This window comes from Stenotrophomonas sp. YAU14D1_LEIMI4_1 (assembly GCF_003086815.1).
Taxonomy (GTDB): Bacteria; Pseudomonadota; Gammaproteobacteria; order Xanthomonadales; family Xanthomonadaceae; genus Stenotrophomonas.
On the sequence record NZ_CP025997.1, the window covers coordinates 1,441,197 to 1,460,430 of the forward strand.

Here is a 19,234-nt window from a genome sequence, read left to right on the forward strand (position 1 = left end):
ATGGGCATCCTGTCATTGGTCGACCTCTGCGAACTGCAGTCGCGTGAGCTGCTTGACGACCTGGGGGAGCATCACTGTGAATCCGTCTTGGCCAGCGTCGGCGTGGTTGCTCAGTATCTCATTCTGGCTGGGCGATCAGATGCGCTGGTACGGCTGCGCGAGTTGTTCGCCGCGCGCGTACTGATACTGTTGCGTAATGGGCGGCTGCATGACTACGCATCAGCCAAGCGCGATCATTCATCGTCACTCTCGGCGATGGTGCGGCTGGCTGCATCCCGGCCGGATTTCAGCCTGCTGGATCGTCGTGCCGTGGACGCCATCTTCCACGGCTGTCTTGCGCGATGTGAAATGAGCCCGCTGGCGCGGCTGTCATTGGACGCGAACCTGGCATCGCCACTGGGGCTGGACGAGCCACCTGATCCATGGAGCAAGCGCGCGGTGGCCAGCACTGTTCTGGACAGCCGTCTGTTGCACGGCTACTACGGTGAGGGCGACATCCTGACGCTGGTCAGGCTCGACGCGTTGGTTCAGGAGCGGGTGGTTGATGCCGGCTGCTTCCCGGTGCGGTGGGGATCTGTGATGTTGTACGAGGCCCTGCGGGAAGGGGCTGTCGCATGGGTGGCTACGTTGCGATCGCTGGCCGGAATGCTGGGCGCGCCGCCAGCATTGCGCGCGGCAGCGTACGCTGCCGTTGTGGCCTGCGTGAATCATTCGGCAAGGACCGGTGAGCTGGTCCCCCTTCAGCAGGCGCGCCCGCAGGATGAAGAGTTTGCCGCAATGGCACAGCTTGGTCTTCGTCTACAGGCAAGCATTGCCTGCATCAGGTGCATGGAATCGGAGCAACGGGTATGAATCAGGTTCAGGATTTCGCTCTTTCGGATGAAGAAGCCACTGTGCGCTATCTGCTCAAGCACGCGTCCGCAGTTTCGCGGGATACGCGGCTTGTCGCATCGTCCTTCTCGGCTACGCTTGGGCTTCTCTATCTCGAACGAAGGGCGCTTGCGACTGGGGGCGGAGCGGGCGCGCTCTCCAGTGCTGCGCTGGCAGCGCTCGATCACTATCTGTGCACGGACCAGGGCGCGATCCTGGATGCGCTGGACCCGGCGATGGTCCTGCGTGTAGCCGCTGCGCTTCCCGTGCGGTCACATTGGGCGGGCATTGCGCGCGCGCGCGGCGAAATTGCGGCGCAGTTCGCGCGAGTGCCCGGGCCGCACTCGGGGCGCGCGCGGTATATCGAGTCGCTGCTGTCAGCGCCTCGCGTCGAGGTGTCAGCGCAGCTACCCCTGTCTCCGGATACGGTTGAGGTTCTGCAATGGGCCCCTCCTCAGCTTGTTGCCTATGCGTACGAGCTGATGGCCCAACCGCATCGGCTTGATCCGGACCTTGCCAACTGCCTGGCGTTGATTGCCCTGTCTGATCTGCGGAAGTATCGATTCGATACCGCCTGCACACTGCTGTGTGCGCTTCTTCACTGCGGTTGCCGCTCCGACTATTTGGATATCGGCATGGAGTTCATCCGGCTACAGCGGCGGTCCAATGGCAGCTACGGCCATGTGAACATGCTGAACAAGAAGAACATCATCCCGGATGATCTGGATCTCCAGTTCCACCTCCCATTCACGGTGCACGCACTCGCCGTCCAGGATGCGGGCCTGCGACCGCTGCCCCTGCGGGGTGCTGCATGAACGCGCATCTCGCGCTGGTGCGACTGGCCAGCCAACAATGGCGGTTGTACGCCCTGTCGATCCTGCTGATTCTGTTGGCGAGCGCACTGATCCTGGTAGCACCAAAGCTTCTCGGCGACGTGGCAGCGCGCATCGACACTTCCAATGTCGGAGCTTCCATCGATGCGGTCTGGCCATCTATCGCCATGTTGGGTGTACTGTTGGTAGTACAAGGTGTAGTGGCATCCATCTTCACCTATACCTCGATGGTAGCTTCTGAACGGATCGCCTTTTCGCTACGCCGCCGCTTCTTCGAGGCTCTGATGCGGCGCCCGATTGATTCGTTGAGTTCGCACGAACGAAGCGTGTCGCGCCTGATTTCAGACGTGTCGGTGATCCAGGCAGGGCTATCCACCAACCTGACCGTGTCACTGCGGAACAGCCTGCTTTTTGCAGGTGCTCTATGTGCGATAGCGGTGATTGACATCACCATGGCGCTGGTCTGCGTGGCGTGCATGGGCATCAATGCCTGGATCATGTGGGCGCTTTATGGGCGGGTGACCGCAGGTGGGCTGCAGATTCAGGAGTTGCGTTCGCGCTACACCGCGGTTTTCACCGAGGCGTCCTCGGGGTTGTTTGCCATTCAGGCCTTTGCGGCGCAGGACTTCTTCCTTGGCCGTTTCACTGCATCGCTGGCGGTGGCCAATCGGGCGGTTGGTCGAAACCTGCGTCTGATGGCGTTGGCGACACCTGTGGCGCAGGTGGCGTTTACGCTGTCGTTGGGTGTGATTGTCTGGCTGGGCGCGCGCAAGGTCGTTGCAGGCTCAATCAGCAGTGCCAGTCTGATCTCACTTCTTGCCTTCATGTACATCGCCATCACGGCAGCCGGTCGTCTCAACGGGAATGCGGGAAAGCTGAGGCGGGCTGCAGCGGTCCTCAAAGCCAATCCGTTGCTGTCGGACACAAGCATCGCCCCGGCAATTGGTGCAGACGCCCGAAATGATGTGGTGGAGGGTGCGATCAACGTGGTCGGGGTCGGTTTCCAGTTCCCTGGAAGTGCGATCCCGGTGTTGCGGAACCTCTCGTTTTCAGTTGCTCCGGGCTCTTTTACCGCGATCATCGGCAAGAGTGGAGTGGGCAAGAGCACGCTGGCTTCGTTGCTGGCCGGGGTTACCCAGCCGACGATGGGGGTCGTGTCTGTCGGTGCGCGCCCCGGTGCCGGCGGGATGGTGATCGTGCCGCAGCATCCTTGCGTCATTGCCGGAACCATCGCTGACAACATACGCTTCGGGCAGCTGGATCTCACAGATGACGAGGTGCGGGATGCAGCAGCGCGAGCGCACCTGAGTGAGTTCATCGCACCCGCAAACACCCTTGAGTACGAAGTTTCGGAAGGCGCACGGAACCTGTCACGTGGCCAGCAGCAGCGGATCGCGCTTGCCAGGGCCTTGGCGCGCAACCCGTCGGTATTGTTGCTGGACGAGGCAACGGCTTCGCTTGATGCCGAGTCGGAGTCTGGTGTACTGGCATTGCTGGAAGCGATGAAGGGACGGGTCACCATCGTGGCGGTCACCCACTCCGAGGCGATGGCCAGATGTGCCGATCAAGTGGTGGTCATCGAGTTGGGGGCTGCCCGCGTGGAACGATCCCGGGGCCTGTCGCCGACGTTCGATGTCGAGGCAGTTGCGTGATGAAGGGCGAACTCATTTTCGAGGAGATGGCGTTTGACGCCGGTGGTCGTGTGGTCCGCACCGGTACCCTGGCCTTGGGTGCCGGACTCTATCTGCTGGAAGGGGCCAACGGTGCAGGCAAATCGACGCTGTTTGACTGCATGTTCGGTTTGCGCCGCTCTATGTCCGGGGCTGTGTCACTTGATGGCATCAACTCCATTTCCAAACGACGCCAGTTTCTATCGATGGCATCCTATATGCCCCAGAGTTTTCCCTGCTATGGGCACATGACGGGTTCCGAGCTGCTGGTGCATTTCCTGCGGTTGCGCGGCATCGACCGACACGACGCGGAGCAGAGTGCGCAGTTCTGGCTGGCCCGGGTTGGACTGATGGGGGACGCCTACCGCCGCTGCGAGCAGTACAGTGTGGGTATGCTGCAACGGCTTGGGTTCGCGTATGCGTTGCAGGCGCCAACGCGTGCCTGCATCCTGGATGAGCCGACCGCGGGTGTGGATGCCGTCTCACGTCAGACCATGTACTCGATTCTCGTTGCAGAGGCCGCTGAGCGCATCATTGTCTTCACCGATCATGACTTCCCTTCCAGTTGCGCCGCCAGGCTCTCGGCACGGTTGCGTCTGGAAGGCGATCGGCTTGTGATTCAGGGGATATGAGCGCTATGGCGTTGCGATCTCAATGGGTCTCGCTTTGGGTATGGAGTTGCGGCACGTTCCGTGCGCGTTACAGGGACCATCGCAGTCTACTGAGTGCGGGCCTCGTTCTGGTGTTCTGTGCGGCACTGGTGCCCGGCCACGGGGCGGGATATTCGCTGCTGCTCGTCGGCAATCAAGCGGTAGTCATGACAGCCGACACCGCGATGGTGCTGGCCACCGTGCTGTGGGGCGTGTTCCTGTTTCCGTTCCTGATATTCATGATCGGCGGAGCCCCCGCGATCGAGCGTGCCCAAGGTGCGTACCGGGTTCTTTACTGTGCCCCCCTCAGGCCGGTACTGGGTGTGGCGGGCAATCTGCTTGGAGGCACTGGCATTGCGGTGTGCTTCTTGCTCCTGTCGTGCCTGTGCATGGGAGTGTTGGCGTACTTCAAGTACGACCAGTTTCCCGCTTGGCCGGTAGTGGGCATGTCGCTGCTGCTCGGCGCCGTGGTTGTGTCGGTGGCGCTGGTGGTGGTGATCGTGCTGGACGCGCTGGTGCCGATGAATTCGCTGGGGCGGGTGCTGGTTGTGATCTGCGCGTGGTTGCTTCTCCTGCAGCTTACGATGCTGCACATTTTCGACGCCTTCGGCATCGGATTGATCAACGGTGCCGTGTCCGCGACGGGGCCGATGACATTGGGGTTCACCACGCGGCTTGGCGTTGGCACGTTGCAATGGCATCAGCTCTCAGGCATCTCGGACTTGGCCTGTGCCCGGCTCAGCATGCTTGGCGCAATGCTGGGTCTTGCCGGAGCACTGTTCCTGTCGTGTTGGCGGTGGATGCGGGTGCAGGTGCAGGCAAGGGGGCGCCCGCGCCGGTATGTGCATGCACGCCATCAGACCGTCGCACCCGAACAGCCGGTGGCGCCGGTGCTGGCAGCTGGGAACGTTCGTCTGTGGCGGGTTGTCTGGCAGTTTGCCCATTGGTACCGGCGCCGGTCGTCCTGGGGTTGGCTGTTGGCGGCGGCTGCGCTGTTGAGCTGCGTGGACAGCGCAGGTACACCCATGGCCGTTCTGCTCGCCTTGGCATCGGTGCTGGCAGGCGCTGCCAAGGATGGAGGGCGTGAGATCCGTGCCTTGGATGCGCTGGATGCCTGTCAGCCCGCATTGTATGGCTTGCGCGGTCTGTTCGTTCCCGCGCTCGGACTGATGTTGCCCGCCGCGGTGGCGGTGCTTCCGGTCATTCAGGCAGGTGCATTGCGCTTGCTTACCGTGGAGGCGGGTCTGCTCTGTGTTGCCTTGTGCCTGGTCCTGTGCGGGCGCCGGGCGCAAAGGCCAGCGCTGGGCTTCGCGAGTTGCCTGCTTGCGGTCTACGCCGTCGTCGCCGAGGCCATTTCTCCTGCGCTGGACTTCATCGGGTTCCGAGGCGCAGGGCTGCCTTCACTGGCGACCGCTCTCGGGCTGTCAGTGGGGCTCTGCGCGATAGAACTGATCCGACTGCGGATGCAGCAGCAAGGCGCTTGCCGGCGCTGACGGCAACGTCGGCATCCTCAAGCTGCTGAAACGAAAAAACCCGCTTTCGCGGGTTTGATCATCTTGAGTCATGGTGCCCAGGAGAGGACTCGAACCTCCACGGTTTTACCCGCTAGTACCTGAAACTAGTGCGTCTACCAATTCCGCCACCTGGGCAACTCAGGAGAGAAATTGTGCGGTAAGCACGCCGATGTGTCAACACAATTTCACACTTATTTTTCAGTGCGAACGCCCAGGTGCTGCAGCAGGCTGCGCATCGGTGCCGACAATGCCTGCGCATCGGCAATGCACACGCAGAGACGGCGCTGCGCCCAGCCATCTTCCAGTGGAACGGCAACGGTGCCGGTGCTGCGCCGGTGCTGCCGGGCCAGCGTGCGCGGCATGATGCCCACGCCGATGCCGTGGCCGACCATCGTGCACAGGCCCTCGAAGGTTTTCATGCGGATGCGCACATCCAGCACGCGACCGGCGGCAGCGGCCAGTTCTTCGATGTAGGTCTGCAGGGCATTGCCGTCGGCCAGCGCGACGAAAGTTTCACCCAGCACATCGGCGAAGGGCACGCTGCGGCGCTGGGCGAAACGGTGGTGGCCCGGCAACAGCATCACCAGCGGATCTTCGGCCACCACATGGCGCTGCAGTCCCTCGGCCGGCACGGCGTCGCTGATGATGCCGGCCTCGGCCTGCCCGGCGCGCAGTGCGCGCACGACTTCGTTGCTGGTGCGCTCGTGCAGTTCCACCCGCAGCCGTGGCCGCTGGGCCAGCCACGGTGCCAGGCGCGAGGGCAGGTAGTTGGTCAGCGCAGCGGTGTTGGCATACAGGTGCAGGGTGCCGCGCGCGCCCTGTGCGAATGCCTGCAGCTCGCCGCGCAGCTGCGCCTGCTGCTGCAGGATCAGTCGCGCATGGTGGGCGAGGGCTGCACCGGCTTCGGTCAGGCTCACCCCGCGCGGGTGCCGGTCCAGCAGCGTGCTGCCGGCATCGGCTTCGATGGCGCGCAGGCGTTCGCTGGCCGATGCCAGCGCCAGGTTGGCCTGCGCCGCACCGGCGGTGATGCTGCCGGCGTCGGCGACGGCCAGGAACAGGCGCAGATCGGCAATGTCCAGTCGCATGGCAATGACCTCGGCAGGGCGGCTGCCTTCGGCTGGTCCGAAGGGTGGGGCCGCAAAGCCGCATTGTGCGCCGTTGCCGCGGCCGCTCCAATGGCGGCATGAACGAGACGATGTACTTCTATGGGTTGCTGGTGGTGGTGTTCGTGCTGGCCGGCGTGGTCAAGGGCGTGACCGGCATGGGGCTGCCGACGGTGGCGATGGGCTTGTTGGGCGGCGCGCTGTCGCCGGTGGCGGCCGCATCGATGCTGTTCATTCCCACCTTCGTGACCAATGCCTGGCAGTTGTTGTCCGGCCCATCGCTGGGCCATACCGTGCGGCGGCTGTGGCCGATGATGCTGGCGGTGGTGGTGATGACGCTGGGCTCGGCGGCGCTGCTGGTGCGGGTGGACCGCGATCTTTCGCGCATGGCGCTGGGCGTGGCGCTGGTGGTCTATGCGCTGTACGCCCTGGTCGCGCCGGTGTTCCATGTGCCGCAGCGGCGCGAGCGCTGGCTGGGGCCGCTGGTCGGGGCGATTTCCGGCGTGGTGACCGGTGCCACCGGCGTATTCGTGATGCCGGCGGTGCCTTACCTGCAGTCGCTGGGCCTGCAGCGCGACGAGCTGGTGCAGGCGCTGGGCCTGGCGTTCACCGTATCGACGATTTCGCTGACCACGGGCCTGGTGCTGCATGGCGCCTTTGGCGTACAGCAGCTGGGCATGAGTGCGTTGGCGGTGCTGCCGGCGCTGGCGGGCATGTGGCTGGGGCAGGTGATCCGGCAGCGCATCAGCGCACGGGTGTTCCGCGCGTGCTTCCTGGGGTTCCTGTTGCTGCTGGGGCTGGAGCTGGTGCTGCGGCCGTTGTTCTGACGGTCCGTTTTTGTAGAGTCGAGCCATGCTCGACTGCCCTACATGGAATCAGTCGAGCATGGCTCGACTCTACAGGTCGGTGCAGTCGAGCAAGCTCGACTCTACGGGTCGGCGTGGCCCGGATCGCGGACATGAAAAAACCCGCTTTCGCGGGTCTTTTTCATTCTCGACGTGGTGCCCAGGAGAGGACTCGAACCTCCACGGTTTTACCCGCTAGTACCTGAAACTAGTGCGTCTACCAATTCCGCCACCTGGGCGTCGAGGAGCGAGATTATGGGGTGTTGTTACGGGGGTGTCAACACCTTTTGCAGCGCCGGGGTCGGATCCCGTTTCGCTTGCGAAGCGGGCTCTGACCCTGGGGCCAGATGTCGGGGTCGGATCCCTTTCCTTTGGAAAGGGATCCGACCCCATTGCCGGATCGCAGGCAAAAAAAAATCCCCGCCGAAGCGAGGAGTTTTTTCGTTGGTGCCCAGGAGAGGACTCGAACCTCCACGGTTTTACCCGCTAGTACCTGAAACTAGTGCGTCTACCAATTCCGCCACCTGGGCGTTCCAGAGGCGCAATTGTGAAGATGAATCGGCAGGCTGTCAACGCTTTCGCGCAAAAATTTCACGGCCGCCTGCAAAGGTGGCCGCTGACCCGCTGTGCACGCCTGCAACGGCTACCATGTAGGGCGATGACTACCAAAAAACCAAGCAAGGGCGGGAGCAAGTCCCGCAGCCAGGCCTCGACCAAGGGTGCCAAGGCGGGCGCAGCCCGCACCGCCAGGCCGGGCAAGCCGTTGCCGGGCTGGTTCCCGGAATTGAATGAAGGCGGTGCACCGCCGCGCGGCCGCAAGGGCCGCAGCGCCGATGCCGCCGCCCCGGGCCCGGCCCCAGGCCGCAAGCTGCCGCCGGCCGGCAAGGTGATCGACGATCCCTATGCGGCCCGCGAAGCAGAAAAATACGAACAACCCATTGCCAGCCGCGAGGCCATCCTGGCACTGCTGGAGCGTTGCGAAGGGCCGCAGACCGCCGAGGAACTGGGCGCACGCCTGGGTCTGACCGCCGCCGATCGTGCCGAGGCGCTGTCGCGCCGGCTGGGCGCGATGGTGCGCGATGGCCAGCTGGTGCAGAACCGCCGCGGTGGCTTCGCGCCGATCCAGACGCTGAACCTGGTCACCGGCGTGGTGATCGCCAACCCGGAAGGGTTCGGCTTCCTGCGCCCGGTCGAGGGTGGCGACGATCTGTTCCTGCCGCCCTATGAAATGCGCAAGGTCATGCACGGTGACAAGGTGCTGGCGCGGGTGACCGGCATCGACCACCGCGGCCGCCGCGAAGGCAGCATCGCCCGCGTGCTTGAGCGCGGCATGACCCGCCTGATCGGTCGCTTCAGCATTGAAATGGGCATCAACTACGTGGTGCCCGATGACAAGCGCATCCAGCGCAACGTGCAGGTGCCGCCGGACCAGACCGGTGGCGCGCGCGATGGCCAACTGGTGGTCTGCGAACTGACCCAGGCACCGGACAGCCGCCGCCCGCCGATCGGCCGCATCATTGCCGTGCTGGGCGACAAGCTGACCGCCTCGCTGGTGGTGGAAACGGCCATCCACGGCCATGAACTGCCGTTCGAGTTCCCGCAGGAAGTGCTGGACGAAGCCGCCTCGGTGCCGCTGGTGGTCGAGCCGGCGATGATCGGCAACCGCGTCGATCTGCGCAGCACGCCGCTGGTCACCATCGACGGCGAGGACGCCAAGGACTTCGACGACGCGGTGTACTGCGAACCGAATGCCGACGGATTCCGCCTGGTGGTGGCCATCGCCGATGTGTCCAACTACGTGCGCCCCGGCACGCCGCTGGACGAGGAAGCGCAGAAGCGCGCCACCTCGGTGTATTTCCCGGGCTTCGTGGTGCCGATGCTGCCGGAGACGTTGTCCAACGGCATCTGCTCGCTGATGCCCAAGGTCGACCGCATGTGCTTCGTCTGCGACATGCAGATCGACCGTGACGGCGTGGTCAGCCACTCGCGCTTCTACGAAGCAGTGATGAACTCGCACGCGCGCCTGACCTACACCCAGGTGTGGAAGGCGGTGGGCGAGGATGATGCCGATACCAAGGCCTGGATGGGCGAACTGCTGCCGCACGTGCAGCGCCTGCACCAGCTGTACAAGGTGCTGGCCAAGGCGCGTGCCAAGCGCGGTGCCATCGAGTTCGAAAGCAGCGAAGTGCGCTTCGTGCTGGACAATCGCGGCGAAGTGACCCAGGCCGGCATGCTGGTGCGCAACGATGCGCACAAGCTGATCGAAGAATGCATGATCGCCGCCAATGTGGAGGCGGCCAAATACCTGTTGTCGCGCCACGTGCCGGCGCCGTACCGCATCCACGAAAAGCCGCCGGAAACCAAGTACGCCGACCTGCTGGAATTCCTCAAGGAGTTCAAGCTGAGCCTGCCGCCGTGGTCGAAGGTGCGCCCAGGCGACTACACCAAGCTGCTGAAGAAGATCCGCGACCGTCCCGATGCCACGCTGCTGGAATCGGTGCTGTTGCGCAGCCAGAGCCTGGCCATCTACAGCCCGGACAACCACGGTCACTTCGGCCTGGCGCTGGAGGCGTACGCGCACTTCACCTCGCCGATCCGCCGCTACCCCGATCTGCTGGTACACCGTGCGATCAAGCACGCGCTGTCCGGCAAGCCGCTGGACACCTTCACCTACAACGCCCGCGAGATGGCTGCGCTGGCCCTGCAGTGCTCCGAACGCGAGCGCCGTGCCGACGAAGCCGAGCGCGAAGTGGACGAGCGTTACCGCGCGGCGTGGATGGAAAAGCACGTGGGCGGCCAGTTCGACGGTGTGATCAGCGGCGTGACCAGCTTCGGCCTGTTCGTGGAACTGGACGATTCCAAGGTGCAGGGCCTGGTCCACGTGACCCAGCTGCCGCAGGACTATTACAAGTTCGATGCGACCCGGAAAACGCTGAGCGGCGAGCGCCGTGGTGCCAGCTACCGGCTGGGTGACCGCGTGCGCATCCTGGTGCTGAAGGCCAGCATGGAAGAGCGCAAGATCGACTTCCGCCTGGTCGAGCACAAGGGCGAGGACGAAGGTGACGGCCTGCCGCCGTTGCCCGAGCGTGGCAAGCCGGCCAAGCGCAAGAAAGAGAAATATTGAAGGCAAGGTGTGCCGACCAACGGTCGGCACCCACCCCGCCCGGTAGGTGCCAACCTTGGTTGGCACATCCCTCACCCGGTAGGTGCCAACCTTGGTTGGCACATCCCTCACCCGGTAGGTGCCAACCTTGGTTGGCACGACGTTTCCGAGGAACCCACCATGCAGGGCCATCCCGAATACAGCGGCGGCTGCCAATGCGGCGCGATCCGCTTCCAGGTGCGCGGCCAACTGACCGACAGCTCGATCTGCCATTGCCGCATGTGCCAGAAAGCCTTCGGTGCCTACTACGCGCCGCTGGTCTCGGTACGCGGCGCACAGTTCGCCTGGACCCGCGGACAGCCGCGCCATTTCCAGTCCTCCAACGTGGTGCAGCGCGGGTTCTGCGCCGACTGCGGCACGCCGCTCACCTACGAAGCGCCCGATGGCATGGCGGTGGCGGCCGGGGCGTTCGACCAGCCCGAGCGGTTGCCACCGACCATCCAGTACGGGGCCGAGCGCAAGCTGCCCTTCGTGGATGATCTGGCCCGGTTGCCGGCGCGGCGCACCGAGGAGGACGTGGCCGCGCTGGAGTTCCTGGCCACGATCGTGTCCCACCAGCACCCCGACCACGATACCCCGCACTGGCCCGCGCGCAGCCGTTCAGCCGAAGGATGAACGGCGGGTAACGCCGGGCCATGCCCGGCGGGCACGCAGCGCGGCCGCCGCCGATGCTCTACCATAGCCACCCCCTTTCCCGTCCCCGCCCGCATGAGCAAGAACAGCCAGTGGATTGTCGGCGTCAACGCCGTCGCCTCCTCCATCGAGAACGACGCCGACAACGTCCGCGAAGTGCTGGTCGAGGCCGGTGCGAAGAACCCGCGCCTGACCGAAATCGAAGAGAACGCCCGCCGCAAGGGCATCGACGTGCGCAAGGTCAACAGCCAGGCGCTGGATGGCGTGGGCGGTTCGGTGCGCCACCAGGGCGTGGCCGCGCGCTACGCCGCTGCCCGCACCTACAGTGAGAACGAGCTGGAAGGCCTGGTGACCGCTGCCGAGGGCAAGGCCCTGCTGCTGGTGCTGGACGAGGTGCAGGACCCGCACAACCTGGGCGCCTGCCTGCGCTCGGCTGCAGCGTCCGGTGCCACGGCGGTCATCATTCCCAAGGACAAGTCGGCCACGGTGAACGCCACCGTGCGCAAGACCTCGGCCGGCGCCGCCGACCGCATTCCGGTGGTGGCGGTGACCAACCTGTCGCGCTGCCTGAAGGACCTGCAGAAGCAGGGCGTGTGGATCTACGGCCTGGCCGGCGAAGCCACCGCTTCGCTGTACGACCTGGACCTGAAGGGCAACATCGCGCTGGTGCTGGGCGGTGAGGCCGACGGCCTGCGCCGCCTGACCCGCGAGAACTGCGATGGCCTGGTGAAGATTCCGATGCCGGGCGAGATCGAGAGCCTGAACGTGTCGGTGGCCGCCGGCGTCAGCCTGTTCGAGGCCGTGCGCCAGCGCGGTTGAGCGCGGGGTCTGATCCCTTTTCCCTGGACAAGGGCTCTGACCCGTTCTCATGTGCTGTGTCGACCAAGGTCGACACCTACCGGGTAGTCGCCAACCGTGGTTGGCGCTCTCGCGGCCTCACCCCGCGCTGCCGCCCAGTGCCTTGAACAGGGTGACATCGTTGTTCAACTGGCTCTGCCGCACGCGCGCCAGCGACAGTTCGGCATCGCGCCGGCTCTGCTGCGCTTCCAGCCAGGTGCGCAGATCGGTGGCACCCACCCGGTAGCGCACTTCCTGCGCGCGTTCCACTTCCACCGCCTGGTCGTACGAGGCCTGCGAGGCTTCGACCTGGCGTGCCAGCTGTTCGCGTGCCGACAGCGCGTTGTCCACTTCAGACAGTGCCGTGTACAGCGTCTTGCGGAAGTTGGTGGCGTCGATCTGGTAGGCGGTGCCGGCAATGTCGGTATCCAGCTGCGCCCGCTGCAGGTTCAGGAACGGCAGCGACAGGCCCGCGCCCAGCGTGGCCACCGGGTTGCGCAGCACATCACCCAGTGACGTGGCGCTGGAACCCACGCTGCCGGTCAAGCTGAGCGCGGGGTAGTACTGGGTGGCCGTGACCTTGATGGTCTTCAGGCTGTTGCGCAGGCGCAGCTCGGCCGCGCGCAGGTCGGGGCGACGGCCCAGCAGATCGGCCGGCAGGCCCTCGGCAATGGCCGGGCTGCGTGCATCGTCCAGGTTCTGCGGTTCGTCCTGCTGCGGCCACGGCGTGCCATCCAGCAGCACGGTCAGCGCATTGCGTACTTCCACCCGCTGCTGTTCCAGCGCGCTCTGCGCCGAGCGCTGCGACTGCAGGTTCTGCTCTGCCTGGCGCACTTCCAGCCGCGATACCGCACCGGCGTCGAAGCGCGCCTGCACCAGGTCGCGGGTGCGCTGCAGGCGCTCCAGGTTGGCCTGGCCGCTGCCGATGGACTGGTTCAGATAGGCCAGGGTCCAGTACTGGGTGATGGTGTCGCCGATCACCAGCAGTGCGGTGTTCTGCCGGTCTTCCTCGCTGGCCTGGGCTTCCCAGCGGGCGATGTCGCGCTGGGTGCGCAGGCGTCCCCACAGGTCGATTTCCCAGCCCAGCGACACGCCGGTGGAATAGCTGCGGCTCCAGTCGTCGGCCTGGTCGGTGGCGCGGCTGCCGCTGCCACTTACGCCCGACGAGGACGGCTGCGGCCACAGCGCATTGCTGGCCAGCCCGGCCTGCAGGCGCGCGCGCTGCACGGCCAGCCCGGCGGCGCCCAGGTCACTGTTGGCCTGCAGTGCGCGTGCCACCAGCCGGTCCAGGCGTTCATCGCCGAACCCCTGCCACCAGGTGTCCTGGCGGATATCGCGGCTGGGCGTATCCAGGCTGCTGCGCGGGTCGTCGGCGGGTGCGTTGAGGGTGGCATCGCCGCGGCCCCAAGTGGCAGCCACTTCGGGATCCTGGGTGGGGTAGCGGCCCACCGATGCGCAGCCGGACAGGGCCAGCAGCACGGCGCCAGCCAGCAGCAGGCGGGTGGGGGCAGGGAAGGGCAGTCGGGTCATCATCATCTTCATTCGCGGGCCAGTGCCTCCACCGGGTCGAGCTGGGCGGCACTGCGTGCCGGCAGGAATCCAAAGGCCACGCCGATCAGGGTGGAGCAGGCGAACGCGGCCACGATCGATGCGGTGGAGAACAGCACCTGGAAATCACTGGAGAAGCGTCCGATCAGCGCACCCAGCAACAGTGCCAGGCCCACGCCGAGCAGGCCGCCGAGCAGGCAGACCAGTACCGCTTCGATCAGGAACTGCTGGCGGATGTCGCTCTGCCGCGCGCCCACGGCCATGCGCACGCCGATCTCGCGGGTGCGCTCGGTCACCGACACCAGCATGATGTTCATCACCCCGATGCCGCCCACCAGCAGCGCGATGGCGGCGATGGCGCCGATCAGCAGGGTCATGGTGCGGGTGGTCTGCTCGATGGTCTCGCGGATTTCCGCGCTGTTGCTCAGGAAGAAATCCTCGGTGCCATGGCGCAGCGTCAGCAGGCGGGTGATGGCCTCCTGCGCGGCATCCATCGGCGTTTCGTCATTCACCCGCACGGTGATGCTGGACACGTGGCTCTGCCCCAGCATGCGCGACATCACCGTGGTGTAGGGCACGAACACGCCCAGGCTGGTGCTGCCGCCAAAGCCGAAACTCTGCTTCTTGGCCACGCCCACCACGCGAACCGGCACGTTGCCGAGCAGGATCACCTGGCCGACCGGGTCGCTGTCGGGGAAGAACTGGGTCTTGGTGTTCTCGTCGATCACCGCTTCCTGCGCCAGGCCCTTCACCGCATCGGTGTCGAAGAAGCTGCCGCTGAGCAGGGTGATGCCCTTCACCCGGAAGTACTGGTCGCCCACGCCACTGATCTGCGCGGTGGCCGACTGGTTGCGGTAGCGCGCGGTAACCGAGGTCGACACGCTGGGCGTGGCGCTGTCCACGTAGCTCTGGGTGGCCAGTGCGTCGGCGTCGGTGGCCTTCAGGGTCTGCACCCGCGCCGAGCGCATGTCACCAAACCCGCGACCGGGGTAGACGTCGATGGTGTTGGTGCCCAGCGCGCTGATGTTCTGCAGGATCTGCTGCTGCGAACCGTTGCCCAGGGCCACCACCGAGACCACCGAGGCAATGCCGATGATGATGCCGAGCATGGTCAGGAAGGTGCGCAGGCGGTGCGCGTTCATGGCCAGCAGGGCCATGCGGAAGGCTTCGGTGAAGCGGTCGCGTGCGGCGCGCCAGTTGCTGCCGTGGGCCACACCGATGCTCGCTTCGCGCTGCGCCCGATGGCTGGGCGCCTTCGGGTTGGCGAGGTCGGCGATGATTTCACCGTCGCGGATCTCGATGATGCGCTGGGCGTGCTCGGCCACGCTCATGTCGTGGGTGACGATGATGATGGTGTGGCCTTCGGCGTGCAGCTCGCCGAGGATGGCCATCACTTCTTCGCCGGATTTCGTGTCCAGCGCGCCGGTCGGTTCGTCGGCCAGGATCACCTCGCCACCGTTCATCAGGGCGCGGGCGATCGACACGCGCTGCTGCTGGCCACCGGAAAGCTGGCCGGGCTTGTGGTGCATGCGGTCGCCCAGGCCCAGGCGCTGCAGCAGCTGTTCCGCACGGGCGTTGCGCACCGGGCCGGGGCTGCCGGCATAGACGGCCGGCACTTCCACGTTGCCGCGCGCGTCCAGGTCGCCCAGCAGGTGGTAGCGCTGGAAGATGAAGCCGAAATGTTCGCGGCGCAGTTCGGCCAGCGCGTCCGGTTCCATGTTGCCGGTCTCGCGGCCAGCCACCTGGTAGCTGCCGCGGGTGGGACGGTCCAGGCAGCCCAGGATGTTCATCAGGGTGGACTTGCCCGAGCCGGACTGGCCAACGATGGCCACCATTTCACCAGCATGGATATCCACGTTGACATCGCGCAGCACGGCGATCATATCGTCGCCGGCGGGAAACTCGCGTCGCAGATCGCGCAGGCGCAGCAGGGGGGCGCCGTGGCTCATCGGCGCGGCCCCATGCCACCGGGCGGGCCCATGCGCATGCCGCCGCTGCGGTTGCTGTTGCCGCTGCTGGCCGCCGCGGCGCTGGCTTCACCCACCACCACACGTTCGCCTTCTTCCAGCCCGGACAGGATCTGCGCGCTGGCGCCATTGCTGATGCCCACCTTCACCTTGCGCGGTTGCGGCTGGCCGTTTTCGCCCACCACGCGCACCATGCGCTGGCCATCGCGGGTCTTCGGGCCCAGCGCCACGGCCGGAACCAGCAGGGCGCCCTTGGCCTGGTTCAACAGCACCGAGACCTGCGCGGTCATGTCGATGCGCAAGGTGCCGTCGGGGTTTTCCACGTCGAACAGGGCGTTGTAGTACACCGCGCTGCTGGAACTGGAACTGGACGAACTGCTGGAACTGGACGAGCTTTCATTGGCGATGGATGACGGCGCCGGATTGATCTGCCGCAGCGTGGCGTGGTACTTGCGGTCCGGGTCGCCCAGGGTGGTGAAGTACACCGGCATGCCGGCCTTGATCTTCACCACATCGGCCTCGGACACTTCGGCGTTCACGGTCACCACGTCCAGCCGCGCCAGCATCACGATGGTCGGCGCGGTCTGGTTGGCGTTCACCGTGCGGCCTTCTTCGGCCACCACGGCCACCACGGTGCCATCCATCGGCGCGGTGATGCGGGTGTAGGCCAGGTTGGCGCGGGCGGTGCCCAGCTCGGTTTCGCGGCCCTTGATCTGCGCCTCGTAGGATTGCAGCTGCGCGCGGGCCGTCTTAAGCGTGGCTTCGGCGGCATCGTATTCCTGGCGCGAGGTGGCTTCGGCGGCCAGCATCTGCTTCTGCCGGGCGAAATCCAGCTCGGCCTGGCGCAGGGTGGCCTGCTGCACGGCGCGCTGGGCGATCACCTGGTCCAGTGATGCCTGGGCATTGAGCACCTGGTTCTGCTGGGTGGTGGCATCGATCTCGGCAATCAGGTCACCTTCCTTCACCGTGTCGCCCAGCTGCACCTTCAGCGATTTGATCTGGCCCGAGGCCTGGGCACCCACGCTGACCAGCTTGTAGGCATCGATCACCCCGGTGGCTTCCACGGTCTGTTCGATATCGCCACGGCTGACCGCGGTGGTGGCCAGGGCCGGTGCGGCTGGCTTGCGCAGCAGCCACCAGGCGGCCACGGCAGCGACCAGGACAAGCACGGCGATCAGCATCAGGCGACCTTTCCGGGTCGCGGGCAACAGGCGGGAGATCACGTCGGGGGCTTCACTCTGGGGGCCGCAGGGCGGCGTTGGCAGGCATTGTGAAGAGCCGACGAGGCCGCGCTCAATCCTCGGGGTGTGTCTGTATGTAACACTGTCGGGCAAAGTGCGTAACCACAGGTATCCGGCCCCGCCGTGGATACAGTGCTACGCAATGACCAGGATGCGGTTCAGCTCCCGACACGGGAAAATCGCCACATGGAGACCGAAACCCCGATGCATCGACTGCTGATCGTCGACGACGACAACGACATCCGCACCCTGCTGGCCGAGCAGCTGGGCAAGGCCGGCTATCTGGTCAGCACGGCCGCCGACGGCACCAGCATGCGCCAGCTGCTGGACCGCGAGCACGTGGACCTGATCGTGCTGGACCTGAACCTGCCGCGCGAAGACGGGCTGACCCTGTGCCGCGACCTGCGCGCACGGTCCAACACGCCGGTGATCATGTTGACCGCGCGTGCCGAGCCGATCGACCGCGTGCTCGGCTTGGAAATGGGCGCCGACGATTACCTGGCCAAGCCCTTCGAACCGCGCGAGCTGCTGGCGCGCATCCGCAACGTGCTGCGCCGGACCGAAGCATTGCCGGCCAACCTGGAGCCGCTGGCGGTGCGCCGCGCGCGTTTCTCGCGCTGGGTGTTCGATCTGGAGCACCGCCACCTGGTGGACCCCGATGGCCGGGTGGTGGTGCTGTCCGGCGCCGAATTCCGTCTGCTGCGTGTGTTCATCGCCCATGCCAACAAGGTGCTGTCGCGCGAGCAGCTGGTGGCGCTGAGCAGTGGCCGCAACTATGAAGCGCAGGACCGTGCGATCGACCTGCAGGTCAGCCGCCTGCGCAACAAGCTGGCCGATGATGGCGGCCCGGATGGCCTGATCAAGACCGTGCGCAACGAAGGCTACGTGCTGGCCTCGTCGGTGCAGATGGAATAACCCCGATGCAGCGCCTGCGCCACTTCCTGTCCTCGATGGTGGGACGGCTGTTCGTGATCCTGCTGGTGGGCATGGCCGTGGCCGCCATCGGTGCGACCATGCTGGCCTCTTCGAAGCGCCAGCAGGAATTCGAGCGGCAGAACCTGAACCGCGTGGCCGATCGCCTGCAGGGCTACGTGAACATGCTCGACGGCAACCCGGAGCTGCGTGAGCGGCTGCTGGAAACCGGCGGGCCCAGCGTGCGTTCGTTGCCGCCGGATGCGCGCCTGGGCCGGCAGGACACCGCGTTGATGCAGGTGCTGGATGACCGCGCCGGACCGGTGGCGCGCGCGCATGTGCATTTCACCTCGTTCCGTTCCTGCATTCCCCGCCTGCAGGAATTCCTGCCGCCGCCGCCGCCACCGAATGGCCATCGACGCCCGCCGCGCGAGCGCGATCCGTCCTTCATTCCGCCCAAGTGCCGGGCCGTGGATGTCACGCTGAGCGACGGCACCCTGCTGAAACTGGCGCTGGATTCGCCGGCGGTGGCGCACAACGGCATCCTGGCGGTCGATCCGTTGTTCCTGACCCTGCTGGTGCTGGCCATCGGCGTGCTGGCCTATATCGTGGCGCGCATGTCCAGCAAGCCGCTGCAGGAACTGGCGTCGGCGGCCGAAGAACTGGGCGACGATCTGCAGCGTGCACCGCTGCCGTTGCGCGGCCCGCGCGAGGTGCAGCGCGCCGCCGAGGCCTTCAACGCCATGCAGCAACGCCTGCAGCGGCACCTGGCCGAGCGCACGCAGATGCTGGCGGCGATCACCCACGACCTGCAGACGCCGCTGACCCGGCTGCGCCTGCGCCTGGAAAACGTGAGCGACGAAGCCCTGCGCGAACGCCTGATCGGTGACCTGGCCGCCATGCAGGCGCTGGTGCGCGAAGGCCTGGAACTGGCACGCAGCGCCGAGAGTTCCGAGCAGCGCGCCGCCCTGGACCTGGATTCGCTGCTGGAAAGCATTGTCGAGGATACCGCCGAGGGCGGTGCCGACGTGGCCTTCCAAGGCCGCAGCGGGGCGGTGCTGATGCTGCGCCCGCTGGCCATGCACCGGCTGTTCTCCAACCTGGTGGACAACGCGGTGATGTACGCGCAACGGGTGCGGGTACGGGTGGAGCGCGATCAGGAGGGCATCACCGTGGTGGTGGCCGACGATGGCCCCGGCCTGGCCGACGACCAGCTGGAAGCGGTGTTCGACCCGTTCGTGCGGGTGGAGACGTCGCGTTCGCGCGAGACCGGCGGCGCCGGGCTGGGCCTGACCATCGCCCGGGCCCTGGCCGAAAAGGATGGCGGCCGGCTGTGGCTGCGCAACCGGCCGGCCGGCGGCCTGGAGGCCGTGGTGCACTGGCCGGCCAGCACCCAGGCGCGCCCGTAGATCCACGCCATGCGTGGATGACATTACGGCCGGGCGCCG

The 19,234-nt window shown here is 65.9% G+C and carries 15 protein-coding genes and 3 tRNA genes; 11 read left to right on the forward strand and 7 right to left on the reverse strand.

All coding sequences use genetic code 11. The features are described from left to right. Genes C1932_RS06640 through C1932_RS06660 form a run of 5 tightly spaced genes read left to right on the forward strand, consistent with a single transcriptional unit; the run spans position 1 to position 5,516 of the window. A complete protein-coding gene (locus C1932_RS06640) occupies positions 1 to 852 on the forward strand; it encodes a hypothetical protein (protein ID WP_108761620.1) in 852 nt (283 codons plus the stop codon). Then, a complete protein-coding gene (locus C1932_RS06645) occupies positions 849 to 1,685 on the forward strand; it encodes a hypothetical protein (protein WP_108761621.1) in 837 nt (278 codons plus the stop codon). Before C1932_RS06640 ends, C1932_RS06645 begins: the two co-directional genes overlap by 4 nt. Continuing rightward, entirely contained in the window at positions 1,682 to 3,355 is a 1,674-nt protein-coding gene (locus tag C1932_RS06650) for an ABC transporter ATP-binding protein (protein ID WP_108761622.1), read from the forward strand. The genes C1932_RS06645 and C1932_RS06650 overlap by 4 nt, the downstream gene beginning before the upstream one ends. After that, on the forward strand, positions 3,355 to 4,005 hold the full coding sequence (locus C1932_RS06655) for an ABC transporter ATP-binding protein (RefSeq protein ID WP_159094506.1): 651 nt from the start codon (positions 3,355 to 3,357) through the stop codon (positions 4,003 to 4,005). Before C1932_RS06650 ends, C1932_RS06655 begins: the two co-directional genes overlap by 1 nt. 5 nt (positions 4,006 to 4,010) lie before the next feature. Then, on the forward strand, positions 4,011 to 5,516 hold the full coding sequence (locus tag C1932_RS06660; RefSeq protein WP_159094507.1) for a hypothetical protein: 1,506 nt from the start codon (positions 4,011 to 4,013) through the stop codon (positions 5,514 to 5,516). Positions 5,517 to 5,587: 71 nt separating this feature from the next. On the opposite strand, the gene C1932_RS06665 is transcribed toward C1932_RS06660, so the two are convergent. Together C1932_RS06665 and C1932_RS06670 are read right to left on the reverse strand one after the other, a co-directional pair. Further along, positions 5,588 to 5,672, reverse strand: a tRNA-Leu gene (locus C1932_RS06665). Positions 5,673 to 5,728: 56 nt separating this feature from the next. Next, positions 5,729 to 6,622, reverse strand: coding sequence for a LysR family transcriptional regulator (locus C1932_RS06670; protein ID WP_108761625.1), 894 nt, complete (start codon positions 6,620 to 6,622; stop codon positions 5,729 to 5,731). 98 nt (positions 6,623 to 6,720) lie between these two features. On the opposite strand from C1932_RS06670, the gene C1932_RS06675 reads away from it, so the two are divergent. After that, on the forward strand, positions 6,721 to 7,467 hold the full coding sequence (locus tag C1932_RS06675; RefSeq protein ID WP_108761626.1) for a sulfite exporter TauE/SafE family protein: 747 nt from the start codon (positions 6,721 to 6,723) through the stop codon (positions 7,465 to 7,467). A gap of 172 nt (positions 7,468 to 7,639) precedes the next feature. Here the strand turns inward: C1932_RS06675 and C1932_RS06680 are convergent. Continuing rightward, positions 7,640 to 7,724: transfer RNA gene (locus C1932_RS06680), tRNA-Leu, on the reverse strand. Positions 7,725 to 7,930: 206 nt separating this feature from the next. Further along, positions 7,931 to 8,015: transfer RNA gene (locus tag C1932_RS06685), tRNA-Leu, on the reverse strand. A 128-nt stretch (positions 8,016 to 8,143) separates the two neighbouring features. Between C1932_RS06685 and rnr the strand changes: the two genes are divergently transcribed. The 3 genes from rnr (at position 8,144) to rlmB (ending at position 12,100) form a co-directional block, all read left to right on the forward strand. Continuing rightward, the gene (gene rnr / locus C1932_RS06690; protein ID WP_108761627.1) at positions 8,144 to 10,609 is read left to right on the forward strand and encodes a ribonuclease R; all 2,466 of its coding nucleotides are present in this window, start codon (positions 8,144 to 8,146) and stop codon (positions 10,607 to 10,609) included. 159 nt (positions 10,610 to 10,768) lie between these two features. Then, on the forward strand, positions 10,769 to 11,263 hold the full coding sequence (locus C1932_RS06695) for a GFA family protein (RefSeq protein WP_108752620.1): 495 nt from the start codon (positions 10,769 to 10,771) through the stop codon (positions 11,261 to 11,263). A 93-nt stretch (positions 11,264 to 11,356) separates the two neighbouring features. Further along, the gene (gene rlmB, locus C1932_RS06700; protein ID WP_107230358.1) at positions 11,357 to 12,100 is read left to right on the forward strand and encodes a 23S rRNA (guanosine(2251)-2'-O)-methyltransferase RlmB; all 744 of its coding nucleotides are present in this window, start codon (positions 11,357 to 11,359) and stop codon (positions 12,098 to 12,100) included. Between the two features lie 117 nt (positions 12,101 to 12,217). Here rlmB and C1932_RS06705 read toward each other — a convergent pair whose 3' ends face one another. The 3 genes from C1932_RS06705 to C1932_RS06715 are packed head-to-tail and all read right to left on the reverse strand — an operon-like array spanning position 12,218 to position 16,856. Further along, positions 12,218 to 13,660, reverse strand: coding sequence for a TolC family protein (locus C1932_RS06705; RefSeq protein ID WP_108761628.1), 1,443 nt, complete (start codon positions 13,658 to 13,660; stop codon positions 12,218 to 12,220). After that, positions 13,657 to 15,615: a MacB family efflux pump subunit gene (locus C1932_RS06710; RefSeq protein ID WP_108761629.1), complete on the reverse strand. Its 1,959-nt coding sequence runs from the start codon at positions 15,613 to 15,615 to the stop codon at positions 13,657 to 13,659. The genes C1932_RS06705 and C1932_RS06710 overlap by 4 nt, the downstream gene beginning before the upstream one ends. Continuing rightward, positions 15,612 to 16,856, reverse strand: coding sequence for an efflux RND transporter periplasmic adaptor subunit (locus C1932_RS06715; protein WP_108761630.1), 1,245 nt, complete (start codon positions 16,854 to 16,856; stop codon positions 15,612 to 15,614). The genes C1932_RS06710 and C1932_RS06715 overlap by 4 nt, the downstream gene beginning before the upstream one ends. 204 nt (positions 16,857 to 17,060) lie before the next feature. Here C1932_RS06715 and C1932_RS06720 point away from each other — a divergent pair, with 204 nt between their 5' ends. Continuing rightward, positions 17,061 to 17,789 carry a response regulator gene (locus tag C1932_RS06720; RefSeq protein WP_108752624.1) on the forward strand — a complete coding sequence of 243 codons (729 nt, stop codon included), beginning with the start codon at positions 17,061 to 17,063 and terminating at the stop codon, positions 17,787 to 17,789. Positions 17,790 to 17,794: 5 nt separating this feature from the next. Next, complete coding sequence (locus tag C1932_RS06725) at positions 17,795 to 19,195, forward strand: ATP-binding protein (RefSeq protein WP_108761631.1); 1,401 nt, start codon at positions 17,795 to 17,797, stop codon at positions 19,193 to 19,195. The last annotated feature ends 39 nt before the right edge of the window (positions 19,196 to 19,234 follow it).

Excerpts from the sequence above, each read along its gene's own strand:
- C1932_RS06640 (WP_108761620.1), top strand. The coding sequence starts at position 1 with ATGGGCATCCTGTCATTGGTCGACCTCTGCGAACTGCAGTCGCGTGAG.
- C1932_RS06645 (WP_108761621.1), top strand. The coding sequence starts at position 849 with ATGAATCAGGTTCAGGATTTCGCTCTTTCGGATGAAGAAGCCACTGTG.
- C1932_RS06650 (WP_108761622.1), top strand. The coding sequence starts at position 1,682 with ATGAACGCGCATCTCGCGCTGGTGCGACTGGCCAGCCAACAATGGCGG.
- C1932_RS06655 (WP_159094506.1), top strand. The coding sequence starts at position 3,355 with ATGAAGGGCGAACTCATTTTCGAGGAGATGGCGTTTGACGCCGGTGGT.
- C1932_RS06660 (WP_159094507.1), top strand. The coding sequence starts at position 4,011 with ATGGCGTTGCGATCTCAATGGGTCTCGCTTTGGGTATGGAGTTGCGGC.
- C1932_RS06670 (WP_108761625.1), bottom strand. The coding sequence starts at position 6,622 with ATGCGACTGGACATTGCCGATCTGCGCCTGTTCCTGGCCGTCGCCGAC.
- C1932_RS06675 (WP_108761626.1), top strand. The coding sequence starts at position 6,721 with ATGAACGAGACGATGTACTTCTATGGGTTGCTGGTGGTGGTGTTCGTG.
- rnr (WP_108761627.1), top strand. The coding sequence starts at position 8,144 with ATGACTACCAAAAAACCAAGCAAGGGCGGGAGCAAGTCCCGCAGCCAG.
- C1932_RS06695 (WP_108752620.1), top strand. The coding sequence starts at position 10,769 with ATGCAGGGCCATCCCGAATACAGCGGCGGCTGCCAATGCGGCGCGATC.
- rlmB (WP_107230358.1), top strand. The coding sequence starts at position 11,357 with ATGAGCAAGAACAGCCAGTGGATTGTCGGCGTCAACGCCGTCGCCTCC.
- C1932_RS06705 (WP_108761628.1), bottom strand. The coding sequence starts at position 13,660 with ATGAAGATGATGATGACCCGACTGCCCTTCCCTGCCCCCACCCGCCTG.
- C1932_RS06710 (WP_108761629.1), bottom strand. The coding sequence starts at position 15,615 with ATGAGCCACGGCGCCCCCCTGCTGCGCCTGCGCGATCTGCGACGCGAG.
- C1932_RS06720 (WP_108752624.1), top strand. The coding sequence starts at position 17,061 with ATGGAGACCGAAACCCCGATGCATCGACTGCTGATCGTCGACGACGAC.
- C1932_RS06725 (WP_108761631.1), top strand. The coding sequence starts at position 17,795 with ATGCAGCGCCTGCGCCACTTCCTGTCCTCGATGGTGGGACGGCTGTTC.